We start from the raw sequence: 26,081 nt of genomic DNA on the forward strand, positions 1-26,081 counted from the left end.
TCGCGCGCGTCAGCCTTTTTCCTGGCGCGCGATCAGGTGTGCGAGATCGAGCGTCGCGCGGTCGCCGTTGGTGACGAGGCGGTCGATCACCGAGCAGAGTGCCTTGAATTCGGTCTTCGTCACGCCTTCGAACAGCACGTTGTTGATGCGCTGCTGTGTATCGGCGAGGGCCTTCAGCAACTTCGAGCCGGCCGGCGTGACCGTGAGCCGCATCTTGCGCTTGTCGTCGGGATCCGAACGTTTATCGATCAGGCCGAGCTTCTTCAGCTTGCCGGTCTCGATCGTGACGAAGGCGCCGCTCAGGTGCAGGTGATCGGCGAGGCGGTTGACGGTCACGACGTCGTCGTGCGACAGATGCGCGACCGATACGAGCAGCGAATACTGGATGCCGGTGAGGCCCATCAGCGAACCGAAGCCGTCGCGCACCGACAGCAGGCGGGCCGCGAACGGCAGCAGCCCGTTGATCAGATGGCGAAATTCCGTGTCCGTGCCGTCGATCAGGCAGGCCGGGTTGGTAATGGTCAGAACGGACTCCTCTTGCTGCTTGGCCATGACTTCGACGCTCCGTACGGTCATGCGAATTTAGCTTTGAAACGAAATTATACGGCAAAGGCACATCCGCCCCCGGCCAAGGCCGGCCGGCGCATGCGGCCCGATTTCCCGATACAGGAGGCTCGTCCATGCCCTTCCCGCTTCATCCCGCAACGGTTCGCGCGCTGCTCGAATGCTATCTGCGCGCAAAGGACCTGAACCGGCCCGCGCTGATCGCCGACTGCTTCGCGGCCGATGCCGAGCTGAGCTTTTCGCTCGCGAACGACGATATCGATTTTCCGCCGCGCGTGACCGGCGCGGCCGCGATTGCACGCACGCTGGTGGAGGAATTCGGCGAGCGGTTCGAGCGCTGCCGGACGTATTACGTTTGCACGGAACCCGAAGTCGACTCGCACGGCGTCAGCGGGATGTCGTGGCTCGTCGTGATGCGGCAGAAGGACAACGGCGCGTTGCGAATCGGGCATGGCACATACCGCTGGCAGTTCGCGGGCAACGGCGAAAGCGAACATGCCACGCGGATTGCCGCGCTGCATATTCATATCGCACGAATGGATACGATCGACGATCCGCAGTCGGCGAAACTCGATGCGCTGCACGCGGCGTTCGGGTATCCGTGGCTGCCGGCGCACGCGTTCGCGCGCGGGCTCGCGGATGTCGCGGCGGCGCAACCGGAATGGGCATTCCTCGCGCCGTTCCGGCAGGCAGCCGCGGCCGGCTGAAGGACGGCCGGACGAGCCTCCGCATCACGGCGCGGCCGCTAACCGTCGCGCCCGGCCAGGAGCTGCGCGGCCGTCATCACGCGGGGATCGTCGCTCGTCAGATCCCCGCCGTAATAGGCGATCGTCGCGCGTTCGTCGAGCAATAGCGGAATCGCGACCCGCCCGCACAACGTCCGCTCGACCGCTTCGCCGAACGTGAATCCGCACAGATACACGCCGTCGACCACGCAGTTCGTCGCGAACACACGCCCCTGCGCATCGACATAAAACTCGACGTACCCGAGATCGTCCTCGGCGACGCCGATCATCGTCGTCCCGAGCGCCTGTTCCCACGCGGCAATCTGGCGATCCTGGTGTGCCAGCGGATGAAACGCGAGCCCCATCCGCGCGCAGGTTTCCCCGCGGCGATCGGCGCGATCCGTTCCCACGATCAACCCGTCGAACGCGCGCAGGATCGTGTCGCCCGGATGGTCGCCATCGTGCGACGACACCCGGCCCTCTGCATCGCCGCGCCAACCGGCCGCGACGAATAGCGGCCTGACAGTCGAAGGAATCTCGATCAACACAACGCTCCTGAAGTTTTCGCACACGATACGGCACACGTGAACGCCGGCCGCCGTTGAGGCATCACCCCTACCGGCCCTTCACCGCACCCCGTCGAGCGCCTGCCGCACGCCTTCCCACTCCAGCCCGAACCGCGCGAGATACTTGCGCAGCCGGTCCGCATCGTTCGGCTGCTTCTTGCTCTGCCGCGATACCGCGAACAACGTGCGCCCGGCTTCCGACAGGCTGGCCGACACGCGGCACACGTCGAGCACGCGTTCGAGCTGCGCGCGGTCGAACAGGTCGAGTTCCGCCGCACGCGCGCCGAACACCGCGTCGACGCAGGCATCGGACGCACCCGCGCCGCCCGGCGACGACCACGTGCGCGTCAGCCGTTCGACTTCCTGTTCGGCGAGCGCCTCGGTGATCCGCCCCGCATCGGCCAGCGTCGCCATCCGCGTGACCGATGCCGACAGCTCGCGGAAGTTGCCGGCCCACGCCGCGCGCGGCGACGCGGCGAACGCGAGATAGCGCCGCTTCGCCTCGACGTTGAACCGTACCTGCTCGCCCTGCTCGCGGCCGAAACGGTCGAGTTCGAATTCGAGGTTCGGTTCGATGTCCTCACGGCGCTCGGCCAGCCCCGGCAATTCGTATGTCCACAGGTTGATCCGCGCGTAGAGATCCTCGCGGAACGTGCCGGCGGCCACCATCTGCCGCAGGTCGCGGTGCGTGCCCGCGATCAGCTCGAAATCGCTGGTCGCCTCGACGTCCGCGCCGACCGGCAGGAAGCGCTTTTCCTCGATCGCCTTCAGCAGCATCGCCTGTTCGTCGAGCCCGAGTTCGCCGATCTCGTCGAGAAACAGCAGGCCGCCGTCCGCCGCGCGCAGCAGCCCGGCCCGCGCCGTCTGCGCGCCCGTGAACGCGCCCTTCACGTGACCGAACAGCGTCGACATCGCCGCGTCGCCGCGCAGCGTCGCGCAGTTGATCTCGATGAACGGCCCCGCGAGCCGATGGCGGCCGCGCTTCAGCTCGTACACGCGCTTCGCGAGAAACGACTTGCCGGCGCCCGTCGGCCCGACCAGCAGCATCGGCGCGCGCGAACGCACGGCCACGCGCTCCAGTTGCTCGATCAACGCATTGAAGCGTGCGTTGCGGGTCGCAATGCCAGCCTTCAGGAATGACACGGTTTCGTCGCGCTCGCGCGTGAAGCGCTGCGCGATCCGGTTGTAGCGCGACAGGTCGAGATCGATCACCGATATCGTGCCCGGCCCGCTCGGTCCCTCGTCGGTCTGCTTCGGCGGCCCCGTCTGCACGAGTCGCGCGGGCAGGTAGCGCGCTTCCGCCAGCAGGAACCAGCAGATCTGCGCGACGTGCGTGCCGGTCGTGATGTGGATCAGGTAATCCTCGTGTTCGAGGTCGAACGGATACGCACGCGCATAGTCGTGCAGCGTCGCATAGACCTCCTCGAAATCCCAGGGATCGTGGAGCGTGACCGGCGTGAGCCGCACGTCGGTCTGCGGCGACAGTCGCGCGAGATCGTCCCGCACCTGGTTGGCGAGACGCGTGTAGTCCAGCGAGTGCAGCAGTTCGAGCCGGTCGATCGGCAGCTCGGGCTGCTCGCACAGCGAAATCGTCGGCCGCCATTTGCGGTAACGGCGCGGCGCGCGGCCGCCCTGATCGAGCACGGTGCCGAGAAAGCCGATGGCGACAGTCTTTCGCATGTTTATCTCATAGGATAAGAAGCGATCTGATTGTATCGGATTTTCGCGGCGACACGATGCAAGAAGCATCGACACCCAACCCGCCATCACAAATAAATCCCCTTTATTTTCAAACGCTTAAAAAATATTCGAAACCAAAACGCACCCACTGGCACGCTCCTCGCTAAATAGAAAGCGCCGGATGTCCCGCTGGCCCGCGAGCCAGGGTTCAACAAGCCCTGCTGGTGCGCCGCCGCCGAACTTGGTTCGTTGCGGCAGCGCATGCCGCCATGGACAGATGAAGGCAAACGGGCGCGCGCCAGGATGCTTCGTCCGGGTTCGAATCCCGGGGCGCCCATTGTTCGGAAGCTCAGCCAGGTGGAGCAGCCGGCGAAAGCCGGCCGGTGGCGGGTTCGAATCCCGCTCGAACACTGTCCGTAACGACAGTCTGTTGATAGAAGCAGTACCCGCCGGTGCGGGCCGCAAGGCCCGCCGCGCGTCGGACCGGTTGCGGTTCCGCGCGATCGGCCGGACGGCCGCACGGCCCGCGCGAAGGCGCACGACGACGCGATGCAGGATGTGTCGCCGTGCCCTTCGACGCCGGGCCAGCGCGCCGCCCGCCCGGTTGCGTCGCCCCGCGATCCGCACGATGCGCGTCACCCGGCGGTCATTGAAGAAAAGGACAAGAATATGTGGATGCGACATGTCGTGAAAAAGAACGAACGCGCGCTGCTGATGAATGAGGGCGATTTCGTGAAGGTGCTGGAACCGGGCGTGTTCAAGGCCTTCGATCCGTTCAAGCGCCTGTCGGTGCAGACCGCGCGTCTCGACGCGCCGCTCGCCGACACGGCACTGGCCAATTACCTGCGTCACGACGCACCGGACGTGCTCGCCCGGCACTTCGTCGCGATGGATCTCGCCGACGATGAAGCCGGCCTGCGCTACGAAGACGACGTGCTCGTCGAGATCCTGGCGCCGGGCACGCGCCGGCTGTACTGGCGCGGCCTGGCCACGCACCGACTCGAACGCGTCGATCTCGCGCAGGACAGCATGCTGCCGGCCGCGCTCGTGAAGCGCATCGCGCAACCGGCACTGCGGGCGCGCGGTGTGGCGGGCCTGACGGGCGTGCTGCTGGCGCAGGTGCCGGCGTACCACGTCGGCGTGCTGAAGATCGACGGCAAGATCGAGCGGTTGCTGGACGCGGGCACTTCGGCGTTCTGGCGCTTCAACCGCGACGTCACGGTCGAACTCGTCGACCTGCGTTTGCAGGCGATCGAAGTCGGCGGACAGGAAATCCTGACGCGCGACAAGGTCGCGCTGCGGCTGAACCTGTCGGCGACGTGGTGCTATGCGGACGTGCTGCATGCGTTCGGCCAGCTGCAGAAGCCGGTCGAACACCTGTATCGCGAGCTGCAGTTCGCACTGCGATCGGCGGTCGGCACGCGTTCGCTCGACGAGCTGCTGGAGGACAAGCAGTCGATCGACGACGTCGTGATCGCACAGGTGCGTGATCGCCTCGGCCATTCGGGCGTGGAGGTGCGCAGCGTCGGCGTGAAGGATATCGTGCTGCCGGGCGACATGAAGACGATTCTTGCGCAGGTGGTCGAAGCGGAAAAGTCCGCGCAGGCGAACGTGATTCGCCGCCGCGAGGAAACCGCGGCCACGCGTTCGCTGCTGAACACCGCGAAGGTGATGGAAGAAAACCCGACCGCGCTGCGGCTCAAGGAGCTGGAAACGCTCGAGCGCGTCGCGGAACGGATCGACCGCATCTCGGTGTTCGGCGGTCTCGACCAGGTGCTGAACGGACTCGTCAGCATCAAGGGTGCGTAATGCATCAAACGGCGCGGCACACGTGTGCCGCGCCAGACGAACGAATGAATCAGGTGAAGCAAATGACTGACATGGATTACCAGGTAATGGAACTGGCCAACGGCAAGCCGGTGAAGATGTGGACGCAAGGCGTCGCCGTCGAAGACGAAGCGCGCGCGCAACTGCGCAACACCGCGCAGATGCCGTTCATCTTCAGCCACGTCGCGGTGATGCCGGACGTCCACCTCGGCAAGGGCTCGACGATCGGCAGCGTGATCCCGACGAAGGGCGCGATCATCCCGGCCGCGGTCGGCGTCGACATCGGCTGCGGGATGATGGCCGCGCGCACGACGCTGACGGCGTCCGACCTGCCGGATTCGCTCGCGGGTCTGCGCAGTGCGATCGAACGCGCGGTGCCGCACGGCCGCGCGCCGGGCCGCCGCGATCCGGGCGCATGGGGCGACCGCACGCCGGCCGCCGTGACCGAATCGTGGAAGTCGCTGCAACCGGGCTTCCAGCGGATCGTCGACAAGTATCCGAAGCTGGAAAAGACGAACCACTACGCGCATCTCGGCACGCTCGGCACCGGCAACCACTTCATCGAAGTGTGCGTCGACGAAGCGGACCACGTGTGGTTCATGCTGCACAGCGGCTCGCGCGGCGTCGGCAACGCGATCGGCAGCCTGTTCATCGAACTCGCGCAGGCCGACATGCGGCAGCACATCGCGAACCTGCCGGATCGCAACCTCGCGTATTTCACCGAGGGCAGCCGGCACTTCGACGATTACGTCGAAGCGGTCGGCTGGGCGCAGGACTACGCGCGCCGCAACCGGCAGGCCATGATGGATGCGGTGATCGGCGCGGCGCGCGGCGTGATCGCGAAGCCGTTCTCGGTCGACGAACACGCGGTGAACTGCCACCACAACTACGTGCAGCGCGAACGCCACTTCGGCGAAGACGTGCTCGTGACGCGCAAGGGCGCGGTGTCCGCGCAGAAGGGGCAGCTCGGGATCATTCCGGGTTCGATGGGCGCGAAGAGCTTCATCGTGCGCGGGCTCGGCAACCCGGACAGCTTCTGCTCGTGCAGCCACGGCGCAGGCCGGACGATGAGCCGTACCGAAGCGAAGCGCCGCTTCACGGTCGACGACCAGGTCAAGGCAACCCAGGGCGTCGAATGCCGGAAGGACGCGGGCGTCGTCGACGAAATCCCGATGGCCTACAAGGACATCGACGCGGTGATGGCGGCCCAGCGCAGCCTCGTCGAAGTGGTGCACACGCTGCGCCAGGTGGTGTGCGTGAAAGGATAGCGCGGTGCGCGGCCGATGGCCGGCGGCCGCGCACAACGAAAGGGAAACGACAATAATGAAAACGGAAAAATTGACGACCGTGCGCAGCGCGCATCCGGTCGACCCGGCCGTGCGGGCGCGCGTGATGGCGGAGCTCGCGGAAGTCGAGCGACGCCACGACGTGAGCGTGCTGTTCGCGTGCGAATCGGGCAGCCGCGGCTGGGGCTTCGCATCGCCCGACAGCGATTACGACGTGCGCTTCGTGTATGCGCACCGACGCGACTGGTACCTGAGCGTCGAACCGCAACGCGACGTGATCGAGCGGCCGCTCGACGACGAGCTCGACGTCAGCGGCTGGGAACTGCGCAAGGCGCTGCAACTGCTGCGCCGCTCGAACCCGACGCTGCTCGAATGGCTCGACTCGCCCGTCGTGTATCGCGAAGACGCACGCTGGGCGCCGCGGCTCAGGTCGCTGGCGTCGGCGTTCTTCTCGCCGGTGCGCGGGCGTCATCACTACCTCGCGATGGCGAAGAAGAACTTTCGCGGCTATCTGCAAGGCGACACGGTGCGTTACAAGAAGTACCTGTACGTGCTGCGGCCGCTGCTCGCGGTACGCTGGATCGACTCGGGGCTCGGGATGCCGCCGATGCGCTTCGTGGATCTCGTCGACGGCACCGTGCATGAGCCGGCGGTGCGCGCGGAGCTCGACGCGTTGCTCGCGCTGAAGATGAGCGCGAACGAAAGCGAATACGGGCCGCGCCGGCCGGCGATCCACGCGCTCGTCGAGACGATGCTCGCCGATGCCGAACACGATCGCGAATACAAGCGGCCGTGGGGCGACGTGGCGATGCTCGACGCGTTCCTGCGCGACGTGGTCGACGGTCGATGAAAAGCGAACGGCGCGATACCTGCGGGGATCGCGCCGTTTTTTTGCACCCTTACTTGTCCGACCCATACCGGGCAGCAATGTCCGTGCCCGCACACTACGCGTCGTCGTCGCGATCGCAACGCATTGCGGCGGTATACTCGATGCCGTTCGGTCACGCGCGCCGCCGCATGCGCCGCAGCCCTCGACCTGCCCCGCTTGCTGACGATGCGCTTGCAGTCCGACGTCTTCCGCCCGCCCATCCACAGCCGATCCGAACCGTCATGTCGCACCGCCTTTCGCTCGCCATCGCCGCCCTCCTCGCCGTTTCCCCGATCGTTGCCCAGGCTCGCCCGCTCGCGCGGCCGCCGGTCGAGCGCAACTTCAAGAACTGGTCGGTCGTCTGCGACAACAGCAACCGTTGCATTGCCGAAAGCCACACGGACGATATCGACGACGCACGCACGCGCGTCATCCTGCGCGTGACGCGCGATGCCGGCCCGGACGCACAAGCCTCGCTCGACCTCTACGCGACGGTGCCGCTGGACCTGCGCACCGCACGCGTCGACGGCCGGCCGTTCGATGCGGCGCCCGCACAATGGCAGCCGTCCGGCGACAAGAACGACGCGCCCTCGTTCTGGACGCGTGCCCGGATGCGGACCAGCGATCCGGCCACGGTGGCCGCCTGGCTCGCCGCGTCGCGCAACGGGCAACTGCTGAGCTTCGGCGATCCCGCGTCGGAACATACCGCCCGCACACCGTTGTCGGGATTGAGCGCCGCGCTGCTGCTGATCGACGACACGCAGGGCCGCGTCGGCACGGTCACGGCGCTGCTGCACCCCGGCACCCGGCCCGCGTCGTCGGTGCCGGCCGCACCGGCACTACCGCCCGCCGTCGTGCCGGCGCCGCTGCCGGGCGGCGCCGTGTCGGCCGCCGAGCAGGGCCCGCTCGTCGACGCGGTGCTCGCGAAATTCGGCAGCGACGTGAAGCAATGTGCGGCCGACGTCGAAGACGAAATGTCCGCCAGCGATCGCAGGAAGGCGTCGTTCGCCTATGCGATCTCCGCCGACGAGGCGCTCGTCTCGATTCCGTGCCAGACCAGCAGCCAGTATAACCACACCGACCTGTGGTACCGCGTGCGACGGACGGCACCGTTCACGCCGACGGCGATGAATTTCGGCGAGAACGCGAATGCCGGGCTCGATTCGGCGTCATTCGCGAACGAACTGACCGACGCCGGCTACGCCACGATCGGCGCGATGCTGTCGAGCAAGGTCAAGCTGCGCAGTGCCGGCGATTGCGGCTCGACCGCCACGTGGATCTTCGACGGCCGGCACTTCATGCTCAGCGATATCGCCACGCACGGCACCTGCAACGGCCTGTTCGACGATCAGTGGCCACGCCTGTATCGACGGGCCGACGCGGCAGCCAGCCCGCGCTGACGCACCCCGTTACGCGCCGACGATCGAGATCGAGAACCCGTCCCAGCCCTTCTGCCCGACCGTCTGCACGGCCGTGGTCGTGACGTTCGGGGCGGCCACGAGACGCGCGAACCCGTCGCGCACGCCGACCACGTCGGGCTCGCGATTGTCCGGATCGGCCACGCGCCCGGCGCGCACGACATTGTCGACGACGATCACCGTGCCGGGCCGCGACAGCTTCAGCGCCGCGTCGAGATAGACCGGGTTGTTGTCCTTGTCGGCATCGATGAAGATGAAATCGAACGGCGCTCCACCCGCGTCGACGAGCCGCGCGAGGCTGTCCTTCGCGCTGCCCACCACCACCGTCACGGCCTCCGCGAACCCGGCACGCGCGATGTTCTGCGTCGCGACCTTCGCGTGTTCGGGATTCAGTTCGAGCGTCACGAGCGTGCCGCCCGGCGGCAACGCGCGCGCGAGCCAGATCGTGCTGTAGCCGCCGAGCGTGCCGACTTCGAGGATCCGGCGCGCGCCGCGGATCGTCGCGAGCACTTGCAGCAGCTTGCCCTGGTTCGGCGCGACGTTGATCGCGGGCAGCCCGGCCGCGTCGCTCGCCGCCAGCGCGGCGTCGAGCGCGTCGTCGGACGGCACGAGCGTCGCGGAGAAATACGCATCCACCTGGTTCCAATGATCCTGATTCATCGCGCACCCCTTGTTTGCGGAACAGGCATTTTATGCGGCACCCGGCCATAAGCAACAAACCATTCGTTCTAAGAGCCGTCGCGCGCGTGCTCCTATAATCGCTCGACCACCACAACAACACACGGAGCACCCATGACCGATCAGGCCTCTTCGAACTGGCGTCTCGAAACCATCGCCGTGCACGGCGGTTATCGTCCCGACCCGACCACGCGCGCGGTCGCCGTACCGATCTACCAGACCGTTGCGTACGCATTCGACGACACGCAGCACGGCGCCGACCTGTTCGACCTGAAGGTGCAGGGCAACATCTACACGCGGATCATGAATCCGACGACGGACGTGCTCGAGCAGCGGATCGCCGCACTCGAGGGCGGCATCGGCGCGCTCGCGCTCGCCTCGGGGCAATCGGCCGTCACGTATGCGATCCAGACGATCGCGGAAGCCGGCGACAACATCGTGTCCGCGAGTTCGCTGTACGGCGGCACCTACAACCTGTTCGCGCATACGCTGCCGCAATACGGGATCACCACGCGCTTCGCCGATCCGCGCGACCCCGCGTCGTTCGAACCGCTGATCGACGCGCGCACGAAGGCGATCTTCGCGGAATCGGTCGGCAATCCGCTCGGCAACGTCACCGACATCGCCGCGCTCGCGGAAGTCGCGCATCGCCACGGGATCCCGCTGATCGTCGACAACACGGTGCCGTCGCCGTACCTGCTGCGCCCGTTCGAGCACGGCGCGGATATCGTCGTCCACTCGCTGACGAAGTATCTCGGCGGGCACGGCACGAGCCTCGGCGGCGCGATCGTCGATTCGGGCAAGTTCCCGTGGGCCGAGCATGCGGACCGCTTCAAGCGGCTGAACCAGCCCGACGTCAGCTATCACGGCGTCGTCTATACGGAAGCGTTCGGGCCGGCCGCCTATATCGGCCGCGCGCGCGTGGTGCCGCTGCGCAACATGGGCGCGGCGATCTCGCCGTTCAATGCGTTCCAGATCCTGCAAGGCATCGAAACATTGGCGCTGCGCGTCGAGCGGATCACCGACAACGCGCTGAAAATCGCGCAGCATCTCGCACGCCACGAAAACGTCGAGTGGGTGAACTACGCGGGCCTGCCCGATCATCCCGACCATGCGCTCGTCGCGCGTTACCTGTCGGGCCGCGCGCCGGGCATCCTGACGTTCGGCGTGAAGGGCGGTCGCGACGGCGGTGCGAAGTTCCAGGACGCGCTGAAACTGTTCACGCGGCTCGTCAACATCGGCGACACGAAATCGCTCGCGACGCACCCGGCATCGACGACGCACCGGCAACTGTCGCCGGCCGAACTCGCGAAGGCCGGCGTGAAGGAAGAAACGGTACGGCTGTCGATCGGCATCGAGCATATCGACGACCTGCTCGCCGATCTCGACCAGGCGCTCGCGCAGCTTTGACCGGCACCGGCGCGCCGGCTTGCCGGTGCGCCCGGCATCGAATGGGTTGACCTTGAAGCGGCTTCAAGGTGTTCAATCCCCGGTTGAAGCCGGGGCACCGCCCGGCGTGTACGAACCGCATCAGGCAGCCGAGTAGCCAGACGCCGGCCCTGCTGCGGTACGCCAACCGTCAGAGAGGCCTCATGACACCGACCGCGAAGCTCGCGCTGCTCACGTTACCGCCCGTGCTGGCGGCCTGTTTCGGGGCCCTCGCAGCGGCATGGCGCGCCCCCGGCCCGAAAACGTCGAGCGTCATCCAGCATTTCACCGGCGGCATCGTGTTCTCGGCCGCCGCACTCGAACTGTTGCCGCAGGATCGCGCGCATGCGCTGTTTCCGGTCGTCGTCGGCTTCGTGCTCGGCATCGCGCTGATGCTCGCGATCCGTGCGCTGTCGGGCACGATCGAGACGCGCTTCGAGGCAGCGCAGTTGCCCGTGAGCCTGATCATCGTCACCGCGATCGATCTCGTCGTCGACGGCCTCGTGCTCGGCATCGCGTTCTCCGCGAGCGACGAAAGCGGCATCATCCTGACCGTCGCGCTGACGCTCGAGGTGCTGTTCCTCGCACTGTCGGTCAGCGCGGCGCTCGCGGCCGCCGGCGTCGGCCGCATGCTGTCGATCGTCGTACCGGTCGGGCTCGCGGCGCTATTGAGCATCGCGGCCGTGGCCGGTAACGCGGCGTTCGCCGGGCTTCCGGCCAATCTCTACGCGGCGCTGCTCGGGCTGGGCACCGTCGCGCTGCTGTACCTCGTCACCGAAGAACTGCTGGTCGAAGCGCACGAGGTCCCCGAAACACCGTTCGCGACAGCCGCGTTCTTCATCGGCTTCATCGTGTTCTTCCTGATCGAAGGATCGGTGAAGGCCGGATAAGCCGCGCACAGCCGCGCACCGGCTACCACGTCGTCGCGCCGGTCGGATACGGTTCGACGATGCGCGTGCCGTTGACGGGCGTCACGCCTTCGTTGCGCAGCGCGGCCCACAGGTCGATCGCATGCTCGCGCGACTTGCGGCTGCCGTCGTCGGTCAGCACGTTCAGCGCGATCACTTCGTCGCGTGTCGTCAGTTGCAGCTGCTCCTTCAGCTTGCGCGACTGATGCGACGCGCTGCGGATTTCGCCGAGCAGGATTCGCCTCTCCGCGACGGCCGATCCGCCGCCGGCATCGGCCGGCACGAACGTCAGCCGGCCGTCGTCGACCTCGCATTGACCGCGCGTGAACGTCGCGCTCCACTCGCCGGCCGGCACGGCCGCAAACTCGCAGCGCATCCGTTCGTTCGTGCGCCGGCCGACATCATGCGCCGACGCGTGCGACAGCGCACGTTCCGGCCAGCCGGCCGCCATCGCGGCCGTCGACATCAGGCACGCCGCGAGCACGATTCCTTTCGCAACATTGCGCATGGCACGCTCCTCTTCTCGTGGGGTGTGGCCGACGGGCACCGCACCGGTCAGCCGCGAATGAACGATCAACGCACCGCAAACCGGTTGTCGTGCGCATCGACCAGCGGCGCCGTCTCGCCGCGATGCACCGTCGCGCGATGGATTTCCTGGTTGCGCGCGACGGCGGCCGGGCTCGCCGGGTAGTCGTGATTCGGGCTCGGGATCACGCCGTCGTGACGCGCCCGCACCAGTTCCTGAAGGACTTCCTGCCGGGTCTTCTGCGGTGCGGCCATCGCTTGCGAGAGCGCCGCCATCGACAGTGCGGCGGCGGCGACGACGATCATCGGTCGCGGAATGTTCATGTCGTTTGCTCCTTGATGTAGATCCGAGACAGGAGCCTTCACTTTGATCCGGCGGCGGTGCGGAATCGTGATTGCCGCATGACCGTTTCGTCACCACCGAGACATCTTCTGCATCGCACTGCGAATGAACATTCTTCACGCGTTTCTGCGCTCGTGACGCGGCGATGACATTTTTCTCATTTGTCCCTCACCTTCACGATTCAACCGCTTTCCAGAATCGGCAACGCGATCGCGATATTTCCCGCCCGCCGGACAAGCACGCGGCGCCGGAATTGAGCGATGCACAAAACGATCATCTTGAACTCCAGGGGCACACCATGAAAACTCCAGTTCGGCTCGCCATGATGTCGGGTGCGCTGCTCGCGGCCACTCACGCGGCACATGCGTCGGAAGTCACGCTATACGGCCTGTTCGATACGTCGCTGACTTATGTATGGAACGCGAACGCGCAGGGCAAGAATCTCGTCGGCCTCGGCAATGGCAACCTGCTCGGCAATCGCTTCGGCGTGAAGGGCGCGGAAGACTTGGGCGGCGGGCTGAAGGCGATCTTCACGCTGGAAAACGGCTTCAATCCGAATACCGGCGCGCTCGGGCAAGGCAACCGGATGTTCGGCCGGCAGGCATTCGTCGGCCTGGAAAGCGCGCGCTGGGGCACGCTGACGCTCGGCCGCCAGTACGACGCGCTCGCGGATGTCGCATGGCCGGTCACCGGCGACTTCTACTTCGGCAGCGTCTACGCGACACCCGGCGACGTCGACAACTACGACACGTCGTCGCGCACCGACAACGCGGTGAAATACACGTCGCCGATGATCAACGGATTCCAGTTCGTCGGCATGTACGCACTCGGCGGCGTGGCCGGCAAGAGCGGCGCCGGGCAAACCTGGTCGGCCGGCCTGTCGTACAGCAACGGGCCGGTCGACGTGGCTGGCGGCTATTACTGCGCGGCCAATCGTTCGTCGCTCGCCAACGGCATCCGCACCGGCTGGAACGGCACCTCCGACGGCACGTTCGACGGTTCGCTGGTCAACGGCGGCTACATCTCGGCGAAATCGATCGGCATCGCGCGCGGCGCGTTGCGCTACAGCTTCGCGCCGTTCGCGGTCGGCATCGACTACAGCAATGCGCTGTACAAGGCCGATGCGATGTCCGCGTTTCGCAGCACGCAGAAGTACGACACCGCGCGCGGTTTCTTCAACTACCAGGCAACGCCCAGCCTGCTCGTCGGCGTCGGCTACAGCTACACGCGCGCCCGCGGCGATACGAGCGCGACCTACCATCAGGTGTCGGCCGGCGCCGATTACGTGCTGTCGAAGCGCACCGATCTCTACGCGGTCGGGGCATGGCAACGCGCGAACGGCGAGCAACGCACGCTCGACGGCGGCACGCAAACGGCGCAGGCGTCGATCGGTTCCTATGGCTATGGCGGCACGCGCACGCAGGGCATCGTCAATCTCGGGCTGCGCCACCGGTTCTGAGCGCGGCGGCGATACGCGCGCCACGTGACGAAAATTTCATGTTCCAATCAGGTTCGCGAAGCGTCGTATCGCTACGATCGAAGACGTGACGGGCAGCGCCCGTTCCAGACCACGCAAGCGGGTCGCTGCCGCACGGCACGTCACGCGTTAGGCCCGGACACGTCGAGTGCCGGGCTTCTTTTTTGGTTGCACCCCGATGATCAGGGCGTTGAATTGCGCTGTGGAAACAGGCAGTTATGCGTTTTCACATACAGGTTCGGATTGCCGCAGCGATGCCCGGCATAGTCGATCTGCTCGCCAGGCATGAGGTCGGCCGGCACCGGCTTCTTTGCGGCGGCCGGTGCGGTCTGCGCGGTTGGCGTGGTGCCGGAACGTGTCGATGCGCAGCCGGCGAACAACGGGACGATCAGGACTGCGATCAAGGCTAGGCGAATGGCGGGACGATGCACTTTTCGGTCCGGAAGGAAAGTCTGAACAAGGCCGCCCGCTTTCGATACCGATGTCGCGAACGGCGTGAATGCCGTCGGCCACGTCGACCATCGGCAGACTTCATGTTCCGCTTCCCGCACATCGCACCCATGACGCGAACATGACGCTTGCGTCATGTCGGTCGCATCCTGTCGACGCATCTCCGCATCACGCAATCTGACACATTTTTCATCTCGCGATCACGATCACGCACGGCTGCTTTCGCATACTGGGTCCACGGTTCGCCACCCGGCGGCCCCGATCAAGGAGAGCACTCGATGAAAACCGCAAAACTCGCAGCACTGTTCGTCACCGCCACGCTGTCGCTCGGCATGGCCACGCAGGCCGCATTCGCGCAGACGCAAACGCAGGGCAAGACCCGCACGCAGGTCGTCAATGAACTGAAGCAGGCGCAGCACGACGGCGTCGTGCCGGTGAGCAAGACGCAGTACCCGCCGACCGGCGACCTCGTCGCGCGCAACAAGGAGCTTCACGGGATTTCGGTGCATGGCGGCGAGAGGAAGCCGCAGACCGACAACCACGACAACCTGACTGCGCAGCAATGACGCTCGGGTACGCGACCGCAGGCAGCGCGCCGCGCGCGGCCGCCTCATGGCGAACGCGCGGGCGGGTCCGCCCGCGGTGTCAGGTACTGATGGCCGCCGGCCGTTTCAGCTCGGCCGGCCGTCGCGGAAAGCGCAGCCAGAACGTCGTGCGCCGGCCCGGGTCGCTGTCGACGCCGCATTCGCCGCCGTGGTTGTCCATGATCGACCGGACGATCGCAAGGCCAAGCCCCGTCCCCGACGCCGAATTGTGCCGCGACGGATCGACGCGATAGAAGCGCTCGAAGATCCGCCCGACATGCTCCGCGGCGATGCCGGGCCCCGTATCCGACACGGCGATCGTCGTCGCGCCGCCCTGGTCCACACAGTCGATCGTCACGACGCTGCCGCGCGGCGCGTACCTCAGCGCGTTGGACAGCAGATTGCTCAGTGCGCGCTGGTACAGCGTCAGATCGGCATCGACCCACGCGTGGCCGTCGACCTTCACCTGCACGCCCGCATCCTCGGCCAGTGGCTCGTAGTAGCCGGCGACACGGCCGGCCTCCTCCGCCGCATCCAGCCGCCGCACGTCGATCGACGTGCCGGCCTGTTCCGAGCGCGCCAGAAACAGCATGTCCTCGATCATCCGCGACAGCCGCTGGTATTCGTCGATGCTCGACTCGATCACGTTCCGGTATTCGTCTGCACTGCGCGGCTGCGACAGCACGACCTGCGCAGCCGCCTGCAGGTTCGTGAGCGGCGTGCGCATGTCGTGCGCGAGATTCGACGAGAACTGGCTCAGCCGCGTGAACGATTCGTTCAGCCGCTCGAGCATGCCGTTGAACGCATGCTCGAGCTCCTTCAGCTCGCCGGCCGTGTCGAGCGCCGGCAGCGGATGGGCGAGCCGGCTCGTCGACATCTGCTCGGCACGCGCCGCGAACCGCCGCAGCGGGCTCAGCCCGAGCGCCGCGATGCCGTACGCGATCGCCGCCGCAAGCACCACGCCGAACACCTCGATCACGACGATCGTATAGGCGTGCGTGCGCAGCAACAGCACGTCGGCGCTGCGGTCGTACTGCACCACGACGCGCACCACGGGACCCCCTGCGCCCCCACCGGCCAGCGGCACATTCGTCACCAGATACTGGTGCCGCGCGCCGGGTGGCGCGACGCCGACCGGCACGCGCCCCGCATCCAGCGACATCAGCGGCCCATACGGGCGGAAACCGGGCGTGCCGACCAGCCGCGTACCCGTGGCATCGTAGATCGAGAGATCCATGTTCGGATGGCCGTGCAGCTGGTCGATCCAGATATCGGTGTTGCGCGCGACGTCGGCCGTCGAACGGGCTTCGGCCAGGTGCGCACCCAGCGCGGCGGAAATCCCGGCCATCTGCTCGGCCGCCGTCGTTTCGACGCGATTGCTCAGCGCCTCGTACAGCGCGACGCCGCTCGACGCGAGGATCACCGACGTCGACAGGATGATCAGCGCGGTCAGGCGTCCGCGCAGCGTGCGCGGCAGCAGGCGCGCGATCATGTCGTGCTGCCGCCGCGCGCCTCGAGCACGTAGCCCATCCCGCGCACGGTGTGGATCAGCTTCGGGTCGTACGCGTCGTCGATCTTCGAGCGCAGGCGCCGGATCGCCGAATCGACGACGTTCGTGTCGCTGTTGAAGTTCATGTCCCACACCTGCGACGCGATCGTCGCGCGCGGCAGGATCTCGCCCTCGCGACGCATCAGCAGCCACAGCAGCGCGAATTCCTTCGCGGTCAGCAGGATCGTGTCGCCCTGCCGCGTGGCCTTGCGGCGCGTCAGGTCGAGCTCGAGGTCGGCCACGCGCAGCGTGTTCGAATCGCGCGGCTGGCCGCGCCGCAGGATCGACTTGATGCGCGCGGTCAGCTCGACGAAGTCGAACGGCTTCGCGAGGTAGTCGTCGGCGCCGAGTTCGAGCCCCTTCACGCGATCGCCGACGTCGTCGCGCGCGGTCAGGAACAGCACGGGCGTCGACTTGCTGCGCCGCAGGTTCTGCAGCAGCGTCCAGCCGTCCTGCCCGGGCAGCATCACGTCGAGCACGAGCAGGTCGTACTCCTCCGTCTCGGCCTGGTGCTGGCCCGTGATGCCGTCCTCGACCCAGTCGACGACATAGCCGGCCTCCGTCAGCCCCTTGCGCAGGTACGCGCCCGTCTTCGGTTCATCTTCGACAATCAGAATTCGCATCACGCATTACCCTTGAAGAAACCCAGACGGCGCAGCACGCCCGAGCCGAAGCCGCCGCGCAACGCCTCGCGCCACGACACCGCATGGCTCACGCGGTACAGCACGGGCAGCACCAGCAGCGTCAGCGCCGTGGACGACAGGATACCGCCGATCACGACCGTCGCGAGCGGGCGCTGCACCTCGGCGCCGGTGCCGGTCGCGAACGCCATCGGCAGGAAGCCGAGCGACGCGACGAGCGCGGTCATCAGCACCGGCCGCAGCCGCGTGAGCGCGCCGTCGCGCACGGCGGCCTCGAGCGGCATCCCTTCGTCGCGCAGGTTGCGGATGAACGAGATCATCACGAGCCCGTTGAGCACGGCCACGCCCGACAGCGCGATGAAGCCGACCGCCGCCGTGATCGACAGCGGAATCCCGCGCAGCCACAGCGACACCACGCCGCCGCTCAGCGCGAACGGAATGCCGGTGAACACGAGCAGCCCGTCCTTCACATTGTTGAACATCACGAACAGCAGCACGAACACCATGAACAGCGCGAGCGGCACGACCAGCTTCAGGCGCTCGCTCGCGCTTTGCAGCTGTTCGAACTGCCCGCCCCACGACACCCAGTAGCCGGCCGGTACGCGCACGTCCTGCTGCAATTGCTCGCGCGCATCGGCGACGAACGAGCCGACGTCGCGGCCGCGCACGTTCGCGCTGACGACCACCCGCCGCTTGCCGTCCTCGCGGCTGATCTGGTTCGGGCCCGGCGCGACGTCGATCGTCGCGAGCTCCGCGAGCGGCACATACGGCGCCGCCGCGAGCGGTGCGCTGGCACCGGCCGCCGGCGCGGGCAGCGCGATCGGCAGCCGCTTGATCGCCTCGATGTCCGAGCGCAGCTCGTCGGGCAACCGCACGACGATGTCGAAGCGGCGATCGCCCTGGAACAGCGTGCCGGCCTTCTGCCCGCCGACGGCCGCGGCCACCGAGTCCTGCAGGTCGGCCACGCTCACGCCGTAGCGCGCGAGCTTGTCGCGATCGAGGTTGACGGTCAGCACCGGCAGGCCGGTGGTCTGCTCGACCTTCACTTCGGACGCGCCCGGCACCTTCTGCAACGCGGCCGCGATCTGCTCGCCGGTCTGGTTCAACAAGGCCATGTCGTCGCCGAAGATCTTCACGGCGACGTCGCTGCGCACACCCGAGATCAGTTCGTTGAAGCGCAGCTGGATCGGCTGCGAGAACTCATAGGCGTTGCCCGGCAGCTCGGCGAGCGCTGCCTCGATCTCGCGCACGAGCTGGTCGCGCGGCTTCTTCGGGTCGGGCCACTGGTTGGCGGGCTTCAGCATGATGTAGCCGTCCGACAGGTTCGGCGGCATCGGGTCGGCCGCGATCTCGGCCGTACCGGTGCGCGCGAACACGCGGTCGATCTCGGGGAAGCGCGCCTTCAGCGTCTTCTCGATCGACTTCTGCATCTCGACCGACTGCGACAGGCTCGTGCCGGGAATCCGCAGCGCGGACACGGCCAGGTCGCCTTCGTTGAGGCTCGGGATGAACTCGCTGCCGAGCCGCGTAGCAAGCCCGAGCGTGACGAGCACGATCGCGCCCGCGCCGATCATCACGCGCGCCGGGCGCGTCATGAACGCGGCGAGCACCGGCTCGTACGCGCGCCGCGCCCAGCCCATCAGCCGGTTCTCCTTCTCCTCGACGCGCTCGCCGATGAACAGCGCGACAGCCGCCGGAATGAACGTGACGGTCAGTACCATCGCGGCCGCGAGCGCCATCACGACGGTAATCGCCATCGGGTGGAACATCTTGCCTTCGACGCCCGTCAGCGCAAAGATCGGCAGGTACACGACCATGATGATCAGTTGCCCGAAGATCAGCGCGCGGCGCGCTTCCTGCGACGCGCCGAACACCTCGGCGAAACGCTCGTCGCGCGTGAGCGGCCGGCCGGCAGCGGCCTGCGCATGCGCGAGCCGCCTCACGCAGTTCTCGACGATCACCACCGCGCCGTCGACGATGATCCCGAAGTCGAGCGCGCCGAGACTCATCAGGTTCGCGCTCACTTTCGCGTTGACCATCCCGGTGAAGGTCATCAGCATCGACAGCGGGATCACGAGCGCGGTGATCAGCGCGGCGCGCATGTTGCCGAGGAACAGGAACAGCACGGCAATCACGAGGATCGCGCCTTCGAGCAGGTTCTTCTTCACCGTCGCGACGGCCTTCTCGACGAGCACCGTGCGGTCATACACGGGAATCGCCTTCACGCCCGACGGCAGCGTGCGGTTCACGTCGTCCATCTTCGCGGCGACGGCCTTCGCGACCGTGCGGCTGTTCTCGCCCATCAGCATGAAGACCGTGCCGAGCACGACCTCCTCGCCGTCCGACGTCGCCGCGCCGGTGCGCAGCTCGCGACCGATGTCGACCAGCCCGACGTCCTTCATCCGCACCGGCACGCCACCGACGTTGGTCAGCACGATGTTGGCAATGTCGTCGACGGTGCGCGCCTGGCCCGGCACGCGCACGAGATACTGTTCGCCGCGCTTCTCGATATAGCCGGCGCCGACGTTGTCGTTGTTGCGTTCGAGCGCGCGCACGACGTCGGCGAGCGTCAGCCCGTACGACATCAGCTTCGCCGGGTTCGGCGCGACGCGGTATTCCTTCACGTAGCCGCCGATCGAGTTCACCTCGGTCACGCCGCGCACGTTGCGGAGCTGCGGCCTGACGATCCAGTCCTGCAGCTCGCGCAGGTCGGCCGCGGTATAGCGCGTGCCGTCGGGCTTGCGCGCGGCCGCGTCGGCCTCGACGGTCCACAGGTAGATCTCGCCGAGGCCCGTAGAAGTCGGCCCCATCGCGGGCGCGATGCCGGCCGGCAGCTTGTCCTTCGCCTCCTGGATGCGCTCGTTGACGAGCTGCCGCGCGAAATAGATGTCGGTGCCGTCCTTGAAGATCACGGTGACCTGCGACAGCCCGTAGCGCGAGATCGAACGCGTCTGTTCGAGGCCCGGCAGGCCGGCCATCACGGTTTCGACCGGATAGGTGATGCGCTGCTCGGCTTCGAGCGGCGAATAGCCGGGCGCGGACGTGTTGATCTGGACCTGCACGTTGGTGATGTCGGGCACCGCGTCGATCGGCAGCTTCTGGTAGCTGAACACGCCCAGCGCGGCCACGGCCGCGATCGCCAGCATCACGAGCCAGCGGTGCGCAATCGCAAAGCGGATCAGGCGTTCAAACATGACGGGATTCCTTGAAACGGGGCACGGTCACCGTCGACGGACGGGCCGCCCGGCCGGTCACGCGGCGGGCCGGAAAGCGGGCCGCATAGCGGGCCGCGAGTCGTGCAACGGCACACACGTAGCGCTCATTCATGTTCCGCACTCCCCTTGCCGAGTTCGGCCTTCAGCACGAAGCTGTTCGACGCCGCGTATTCCTGGCCCGGCTTGAGCCCCTTCAACACCTCGGTCGCCCGTTCGTCGCGCCGCCCCGTCTCGACGGCCTGGGCGACGAAACCCTTCGGCGAGCGCACGAAGACGGACGGTGCGCCGTCGACGTCCTGCAGCGCGTCGCTTGCGACCGCGAGCGGCACGCCCTGCTTGCCCGCGTCGACCGATACGTTCACGAACATCCCGGGCCGCCACACGCCGTCCGGGTTCGGCAGCACGACACGCGCCGGCGCGGTGCGCGTCTGTTCGCCGAGCAGCGAACCCACGTACGCGATCGGGCCACTCGAACGCGATTCGAACGCGGTCGCGACGACCGTCGCGTCGCGGCCGACCCGCACGTCGTTCAACCGCTGCGCCGGCACGGCCATCTCGGCCCACACCGTCGACAGATCGGAGATCACGAACATGCTGGCATCGGCGGCGATCGCTTCGCCCGGCGTCGCGTGCTTCTCGACGATCGTGCCGGCGAACGGCGCGCGCAGTTCGTAGCGGTTCAGCGCACCCGCGCCGACCGGCGCGTTCAGCGCCGCGAGCTTCTGCCGCGCGTTCTGCACGGCGATCTCGGCTTCACGCAATTGCACCTGCGCCTGCTGGTAGTCCTGCTCGGCCGAGATGCGCTCCTGCCACAGCGTGCGTTCGCGCTCGTAGGTCGCGCGTGCGCCCGACAGCCGGCGCTCGGCCGTCAGCAGCTCGCTGCGCCGGTCGGCAAGATCGGTGCTCGCGATCACGGCCAGCACCTGCCCCTTCGCGACGTTCTGTCCGAGCGACACCGACACCTGCTCGACGATGCCGGCCACGCGCGGCACCACGTGCGCGGTGCGATCCTCGTTGAACTTGATCTCGCCCGGCAACTGGAACGGTGTCGCGATCTGCGCGGGGCCGGCCTTCGCGAGCGCGATCTTCGAGGTCGCCAGCTGCGCATCGGTCAGCGCGATCGCGCCGTCGGCGCGGGCGAACGGGAACGACGCGGCTTCGTTGCCCGCCTTCACGTCGATCGTCGCGTCGAACACGTGCGGCTTGCCGATCGACTGCGCGGACACGAACTTCTGGCCGGCCGCGTCGAAACGCAAGGGTTCGTGCGTGCGGTCGTAGCGGACCAGCGTGCCGGACACGGTCACGCCCTTGTCGGCCGGCTTGCCATCGACGAACGGATAGACGATGAGGCGCGCATCGCCGGGTTTCTCCGTCATCACGATTTCGACGGACAGCTTGCCGCGCTTGAGCACGACACCGCCGCGCTCGCCGGCGGCTTCGACGGACGAAGCGGCTTCGGCAGCCGCCGACGCGGACGCGCCGTTGCCGCCGCCGTTGCGCGTGACGCCGAGTGCGCCGATGACGATTCCGGCACTGCCGAGCACGACCGCCGCGATGATCAGGATTCTGCTGCGTGACATGGTGATCCTTCAGGTAAAAGAGGCGTCCGTTGCGCTATTGCGCGACCGGTGCAAGCGGTGAGAGCGGCGTACCGACGAGCCGGCCGATGTCGGCGCGGGCCGTATGGGCATCGGCGAGCGCACGCACGTATTGCGACTGGCCCTGGAACAGCGTGCGCTGCGCGTCGAGCACGTCGAGGAAGCTGAACTTCCCGAGCTCGTAGCCGCGCGACATCGCGTCGAGCGCAAGGCGCGCGGCCGGCAGGATGTCGGCCTTCAGGCGCTGCGCTTCCTGCGCGGCGGCTTCGAAATTCGTGTACGCCTGCGTGAGGTCCAGCCGCAGGCGCGTGCGTTCGCGATCGAGATCGGCATTTGCGCGCTCGGCCTTGTGTGTCGCTTCGAGCAATGCGCCCTTGTTCGTGTTGAACAGCGGGATCGGGATCGACACACCGACCACGGCCTGGTTGTCCGGCACGCCGCCCGTGGTCACGCGCTTCACGCCTGCACTGATCGTCACGTCCGGCATGCGCCGCGCGCGTTCGAGCGACACGGCCGCGTTCGAGCGCAGCATCTCGGCGCGCGCGATCCGCGCGAGCGGCGCATCGTCGAGCTGCGCGGTCAGCGCGGACAGCGGCTCGACCGGCGGCACGGCTTCGAGGTCGCCCTGCACCGCAAGCCGGCCGTCGCGCGCTTCGCCCATCACCGCGTTCAGCTTCTCGCGCGCGACCTCGACACGGCCGCGCGCGGTCACGACTTCGATCTGCACGCCGGCCGCCGCCACGTGCGCCTTGGTCGCCTCGACCGGCGACACCTTGCCGGCCTGCGCACGGCGGTTCGCGAGATCCGCGGAACGCGCGGCGATCGCGGCCGATTCCTCGGTCACCTGAAGCTGGCGCTGCGCGGCGAGCAGCCCGTAGAACGCGGCGGTCACGTCGGCGCGCACGACGGCGCCCTGCTCGTCGAGCGACGCATTGGCCGATTCCCGGCCGTACGACGCGACGTCGAGCCGCGCGCTGCGCTTGCCGCCAAGCTCGATCGTCTGGTTGATCAGCGCGGTCGACGTGCGTTCGGCGCGACGGAAGCCTTCCTGCAGGAACGACACTTCGGGATTGGGGCGCGCACCGGCCTGCAGCAGCGCGCCGGCCGATGCATCGACATCCGCGCGCGCGCCGCGCAGCGCCGGATTGTTCCGGGCCGCGACCGACAGCGCATCGGCAAGCGTCAACGAGGGGGAAGGAAGGGTGTCGGGTGGCGGTGCGCCGATCGGCGCGGCGCTGCCGGAGGCAGCCGGCGCCGGCCCCGGCGACAGCGACGGCTGCGCATGAGCCGTCGCGGCCATCGCGAAGACGACGGCCACGGCGAGGTTGAGCTTGAGCATGTTCGGTTCTGCGGTAACGGTTCGCGACCGATGCTACGGTCCGGCCGCAGTGCGAACATGAGGCGAAGATGATATTTCCGTCATCTTGGGTGCGCCGTACTCGCCGAGCCAGCGTGCACATCTGCCCTGGTGGCCAACTGTACGCGACGTCCAAGCGCCGCGCGCCGATCCGACGATGCCCTCAAAATTCATCGGACTCGTCGCATCGCTCCCGACAATTCGATCCGATCAAGTCAAAATCACAAACGTGACTTGCATTCCGAATTTTCGAACCAGTTCTATGGACATCTTTACTTGAACAGACGACTGTTCAAGGTTCCGGGAACACGAACGTAACGATGCTGGCCCATGCCCCAATGATGCGGACACACTCACCGGATTCGTGATCTACGGCGAAGATTTATTTGCAGAGTAAGGAGCCGGCATCAGCATGAAAATTTTTATCTCGGCACTAATCGCACCCATCGCAACATCGTTCTTTTTTTCCACATATGCTGCAGCAGAGTGCCAGGGATCACAAAATCTGCCGTCACAGCAATTTTTCGTGGCCTTCTCACTTGACAGTCACGAAGTCTCCAAATCCGAACGGATGCGAATTGGACGGTGGGTCTCAGCAATGAACGCCAAGTATCCAATTCAAAACTGGATCGACATCATTGGCAGTGCATCAAGAAATGAAACTGGCCCCGATCAACTTGCAACGAAACGTGCTTCCGCGACGGCGAAGGTGGTCATAGACGATGGCCTGATAAACGCGCCACTTCAGATAAAAACGCAAATTTATCCAGCCAATAGCACAACCGAGTCAACGTCGGACACCCGTGAGGTCACCGTTCAAGTGAGCCCCGGCTGCCTCGACAACTGCTGTACGGGCCATTGACATGAACGCCGCCGCGCTTGCGTTGAACCCCACACGTCCAGCGCATCCGTGCGACGGCCCATCGAATCTATCCGGGCGAAATTTCGATGTTCGAATCGATAATGATTCGAGCGAAATAGCAGCTATCCGGGTGTTCTCATGAATCAACCCGCCCCTTGCCTCACCCGCCGACGCTGCACGAGCCAATCAAGCAATTGCCGCCCGTCGCGTTCGCCGAACCAGCGCGCGTGCCCGATCAGATAGCCGTCGTACGCGATGTCGACGATGGCTGGCGCATCGATGATGCAGCCGAAATAAGCGACTTCCGACAGCGCGAACTCCGTATGCACGATCGGCAGCAGCGCGACCAGCGCCGCATAGGCTTCGTCGCCCAGCGGTTCGAGCGATTCATACCCGTCGAGCAGCGCGCCGATCTGCGCGTACTCGACGCGGCGCGCATCAGCCGGCGCCATCCAGTCGACCGTATTGCGCTCGATCGCGAGCGCGAGATCCATCACCGCGCAGGTGCGATCCGACAGCCCGAAATCGAGCACGGTCCGCACCTGCGCGCCGGGCCCCGCCTCGGTCCACAACAGGTTCGACGCGTGCCAGTCACCGTGCGTCCACAGCGGCGGCAACGCAGGCAGCAGCGGCACGAGGCGCGCGTGATACGGGCCGATCGCGTCGGCCACATCACCGCGCCAGTCGCGCGCGCCGAGCGCGCGCACGAGCAGCGGCTGCGCGTCGACCCAGCGTTCGAGCGCGCCCGCCAGATCGGGGGACGACAGCACACGAAAGCTCGACAGCAGCGTGCGCACGGGCCGCGCTGGCGCATCGTAGCCGGCCGACGCGCGATGCAGTTCGGCCAGTGCGCGTCCGGCCGCGTACGCGTGCGACGGATGCGTGAACGGCTGCCACGACATCACGCCGCGATACGGGTCGACGCCGGGCGCCCGCACGTGTACCTCGTAGGTCCAGTCGCCTGACGCGAACGCGGTCGCACCGTCGCGATCCGCGAGAATGTCCACCACGGGCATCCCGCGTTCGCGCAGATGCGCGATGAAGCGATGCTCTTCCTCGAGCCCTGCGACATCGCGCAGGCTCACGTGATGGCGCTTGACGAACAGCCCGCGCCCGTCCGTCATCTGCACCAGGACGGCCGCCGCGAACTGCCGCGGGCTGTGCCACGTCAACCGCGCCGGCTCGCCGGCGCCGTCGATGCGTGCGAGCACCGCCGCCACTTCGTCGTGCGTCATCAGCGGCCAGTCGCGTTCGGCCTGCTCGCCGTCGACACCGAATTGCGGCGGCGCGACGTCACGCGACAGGGATCCGTCCGGCTCGAGTGGGAATGACATGAACGACGTTGCTCCGTGGTTGATTCAGATCGGCGCGTGGCTCAGCGCGCACCGCCGCCCGTTGCCAGCGCACCGCCGGCCGCCGCGCGCCCCTGTCGGTCCACGACCACGCCCGCCACCATCCGCACACGCCCCGCGCCCGCCCCGCCACGCCCCCCCCCCCCCCCCCCCCCCCCCCCCCCCCCCCCCCCCCCCCCC

General features: G+C 67.1%; 22 protein-coding genes, 1 tRNA gene and 1 pseudogene. 11 read left to right on the forward strand and 13 right to left on the reverse strand.

Annotated features, from left to right (window positions below):
* Positions 1 to 9: 9 nt before the first annotated feature.
* The gene (locus G3N61_RS20125) at positions 10 to 552 is read right to left on the reverse strand and encodes a MarR family winged helix-turn-helix transcriptional regulator (RefSeq protein WP_043178107.1); all 543 of its coding nucleotides are present in this window, start codon (positions 550 to 552) and stop codon (positions 10 to 12) included.
* A gap of 128 nt (positions 553 to 680) precedes the next feature.
* On the opposite strand from G3N61_RS20125, the gene G3N61_RS20130 reads away from it, so the two are divergent.
* A complete protein-coding gene (locus tag G3N61_RS20130; RefSeq protein WP_205823406.1) occupies positions 681 to 1,271 on the forward strand; it encodes a nuclear transport factor 2 family protein in 591 nt (196 codons plus the stop codon).
* Positions 1,272 to 1,309: 38 nt separating this feature from the next.
* Here G3N61_RS20130 and G3N61_RS20135 read toward each other — a convergent pair whose 3' ends face one another.
* Both G3N61_RS20135 and rtcR read right to left on the reverse strand, forming a co-directional pair.
* On the reverse strand, positions 1,310 to 1,837 hold the full coding sequence (locus G3N61_RS20135; protein ID WP_346778580.1) for an SUKH-3 domain-containing protein: 528 nt from the start codon (positions 1,835 to 1,837) through the stop codon (positions 1,310 to 1,312).
* A gap of 78 nt (positions 1,838 to 1,915) precedes the next feature.
* On the reverse strand, positions 1,916 to 3,535 hold the full coding sequence (gene rtcR, locus G3N61_RS20140) for an RNA repair transcriptional activator RtcR (protein ID WP_205823408.1): 1,620 nt from the start codon (positions 3,533 to 3,535) through the stop codon (positions 1,916 to 1,918).
* A gap of 338 nt (positions 3,536 to 3,873) precedes the next feature.
* On the opposite strand from rtcR, the gene G3N61_RS20145 reads away from it, so the two are divergent.
* The 5 genes from G3N61_RS20145 to G3N61_RS20165 all read left to right on the forward strand — a co-directional run bounded on the left by G3N61_RS20145 (position 3,874) and on the right by G3N61_RS20165 (position 8,916).
* Positions 3,874 to 3,946, forward strand: a tRNA-Phe gene (locus tag G3N61_RS20145).
* 258 nt (positions 3,947 to 4,204) lie between these two features.
* Positions 4,205 to 5,344, forward strand: a complete 1,140-nt coding sequence (locus G3N61_RS20150; RefSeq protein ID WP_089453576.1) for a slipin family protein — start codon at positions 4,205 to 4,207, stop codon at positions 5,342 to 5,344.
* A 62-nt stretch (positions 5,345 to 5,406) separates the two neighbouring features.
* Positions 5,407 to 6,630, forward strand: coding sequence for an RtcB family protein (locus G3N61_RS20155; protein WP_043179171.1), 1,224 nt, complete (start codon positions 5,407 to 5,409; stop codon positions 6,628 to 6,630).
* A gap of 55 nt (positions 6,631 to 6,685) precedes the next feature.
* Complete coding sequence (locus tag G3N61_RS20160; RefSeq protein ID WP_174916075.1) at positions 6,686 to 7,498, forward strand: nucleotidyltransferase domain-containing protein; 813 nt, start codon at positions 6,686 to 6,688, stop codon at positions 7,496 to 7,498.
* Positions 7,499 to 7,758: 260 nt separating this feature from the next.
* Positions 7,759 to 8,916, forward strand: coding sequence for a DUF1176 domain-containing protein (locus tag G3N61_RS20165; protein ID WP_241017829.1), 1,158 nt, complete (start codon positions 7,759 to 7,761; stop codon positions 8,914 to 8,916).
* 9 nt (positions 8,917 to 8,925) lie between these two features.
* On the opposite strand, the gene G3N61_RS20170 is transcribed toward G3N61_RS20165, so the two are convergent.
* On the reverse strand, positions 8,926 to 9,594 hold the full coding sequence (locus G3N61_RS20170; protein ID WP_089453526.1) for an O-methyltransferase: 669 nt from the start codon (positions 9,592 to 9,594) through the stop codon (positions 8,926 to 8,928).
* Between the two features lie 132 nt (positions 9,595 to 9,726).
* On the opposite strand from G3N61_RS20170, the gene G3N61_RS20175 reads away from it, so the two are divergent.
* Both G3N61_RS20175 and G3N61_RS20180 read left to right on the forward strand, forming a co-directional pair.
* Entirely contained in the window at positions 9,727 to 11,022 is a 1,296-nt protein-coding gene (locus G3N61_RS20175) for an aminotransferase class I/II-fold pyridoxal phosphate-dependent enzyme (protein WP_089453527.1), read from the forward strand.
* Positions 11,023 to 11,204: 182 nt separating this feature from the next.
* The gene (locus G3N61_RS20180; RefSeq protein ID WP_089453528.1) at positions 11,205 to 11,930 is read left to right on the forward strand and encodes a hypothetical protein; all 726 of its coding nucleotides are present in this window, start codon (positions 11,205 to 11,207) and stop codon (positions 11,928 to 11,930) included.
* Positions 11,931 to 11,952: 22 nt separating this feature from the next.
* On the opposite strand, the gene G3N61_RS20185 is transcribed toward G3N61_RS20180, so the two are convergent.
* On the reverse strand, positions 11,953 to 12,456 hold the full coding sequence (locus G3N61_RS20185; protein WP_089453529.1) for a hypothetical protein: 504 nt from the start codon (positions 12,454 to 12,456) through the stop codon (positions 11,953 to 11,955).
* Positions 12,457 to 12,521: 65 nt separating this feature from the next.
* Entirely contained in the window at positions 12,522 to 12,797 is a 276-nt protein-coding gene (locus G3N61_RS20190) for a DUF4148 domain-containing protein (protein ID WP_043178124.1), read from the reverse strand.
* Between the two features lie 317 nt (positions 12,798 to 13,114).
* On the opposite strand from G3N61_RS20190, the gene G3N61_RS20195 reads away from it, so the two are divergent.
* Entirely contained in the window at positions 13,115 to 14,275 is a 1,161-nt protein-coding gene (locus G3N61_RS20195) for a porin (protein ID WP_205823410.1), read from the forward strand.
* 200 nt (positions 14,276 to 14,475) lie between these two features.
* On the opposite strand, the gene G3N61_RS20200 is transcribed toward G3N61_RS20195, so the two are convergent.
* Positions 14,476 to 14,880: a hypothetical protein gene (locus tag G3N61_RS20200; protein WP_241017830.1), complete on the reverse strand. Its 405-nt coding sequence runs from the start codon at positions 14,878 to 14,880 to the stop codon at positions 14,476 to 14,478.
* Between the two features lie 141 nt (positions 14,881 to 15,021).
* Between G3N61_RS20200 and G3N61_RS20205 the strand changes: the two genes are divergently transcribed.
* Positions 15,022 to 15,309 (forward strand): DUF4148 domain-containing protein, encoded by a 288-nt coding sequence (locus tag G3N61_RS20205; protein WP_205823411.1) that lies wholly within the window; start codon positions 15,022 to 15,024, stop codon positions 15,307 to 15,309.
* A gap of 79 nt (positions 15,310 to 15,388) precedes the next feature.
* On the opposite strand, the gene G3N61_RS20210 is transcribed toward G3N61_RS20205, so the two are convergent.
* From G3N61_RS20210 to G3N61_RS20230, 5 genes and pseudogenes are all read right to left on the reverse strand, one after another.
* Positions 15,389 to 16,819, reverse strand: a complete 1,431-nt coding sequence (locus tag G3N61_RS20210; RefSeq protein WP_205823412.1) for a heavy metal sensor histidine kinase — start codon at positions 16,817 to 16,819, stop codon at positions 15,389 to 15,391.
* Positions 16,816 to 17,499 carry a heavy metal response regulator transcription factor IrlR gene (gene irlR / locus G3N61_RS20215; protein WP_089453534.1) on the reverse strand — a complete coding sequence of 228 codons (684 nt, stop codon included), beginning with the start codon at positions 17,497 to 17,499 and terminating at the stop codon, positions 16,816 to 16,818. The genes G3N61_RS20210 and irlR overlap by 4 nt, the downstream gene beginning before the upstream one ends.
* Positions 17,500 to 17,579: 80 nt before the next feature.
* Positions 17,580 to 20,711 (reverse strand): annotated as a pseudogene (locus G3N61_RS20220) (CusA/CzcA family heavy metal efflux RND transporter); the annotation flags it as partial.
* Between the two features lie 125 nt (positions 20,712 to 20,836).
* On the reverse strand, positions 20,837 to 22,312 hold the full coding sequence (locus tag G3N61_RS20225) for an efflux RND transporter periplasmic adaptor subunit (protein WP_089453536.1): 1,476 nt from the start codon (positions 22,310 to 22,312) through the stop codon (positions 20,837 to 20,839).
* A 34-nt stretch (positions 22,313 to 22,346) separates the two neighbouring features.
* Entirely contained in the window at positions 22,347 to 23,669 is a 1,323-nt protein-coding gene (locus G3N61_RS20230) for a TolC family protein (protein ID WP_205823414.1), read from the reverse strand.
* 430 nt (positions 23,670 to 24,099) lie between these two features.
* Here G3N61_RS20230 and G3N61_RS20235 point away from each other — a divergent pair, with 430 nt between their 5' ends.
* A complete protein-coding gene (locus G3N61_RS20235; protein ID WP_205823415.1) occupies positions 24,100 to 24,549 on the forward strand; it encodes a hypothetical protein in 450 nt (149 codons plus the stop codon).
* A gap of 143 nt (positions 24,550 to 24,692) precedes the next feature.
* Here G3N61_RS20235 and G3N61_RS20240 read toward each other — a convergent pair whose 3' ends face one another.
* On the reverse strand, positions 24,693 to 25,883 hold the full coding sequence (locus G3N61_RS20240) for a phosphotransferase (protein ID WP_089453539.1): 1,191 nt from the start codon (positions 25,881 to 25,883) through the stop codon (positions 24,693 to 24,695).
* Between the last annotated feature and the right edge of the window lie 198 nt (positions 25,884 to 26,081).

This window comes from Burkholderia sp. Ac-20349 (assembly GCF_017104865.1).
Classification (GTDB): Bacteria; Pseudomonadota; Gammaproteobacteria; order Burkholderiales; family Burkholderiaceae; genus Burkholderia; species Burkholderia aenigmatica.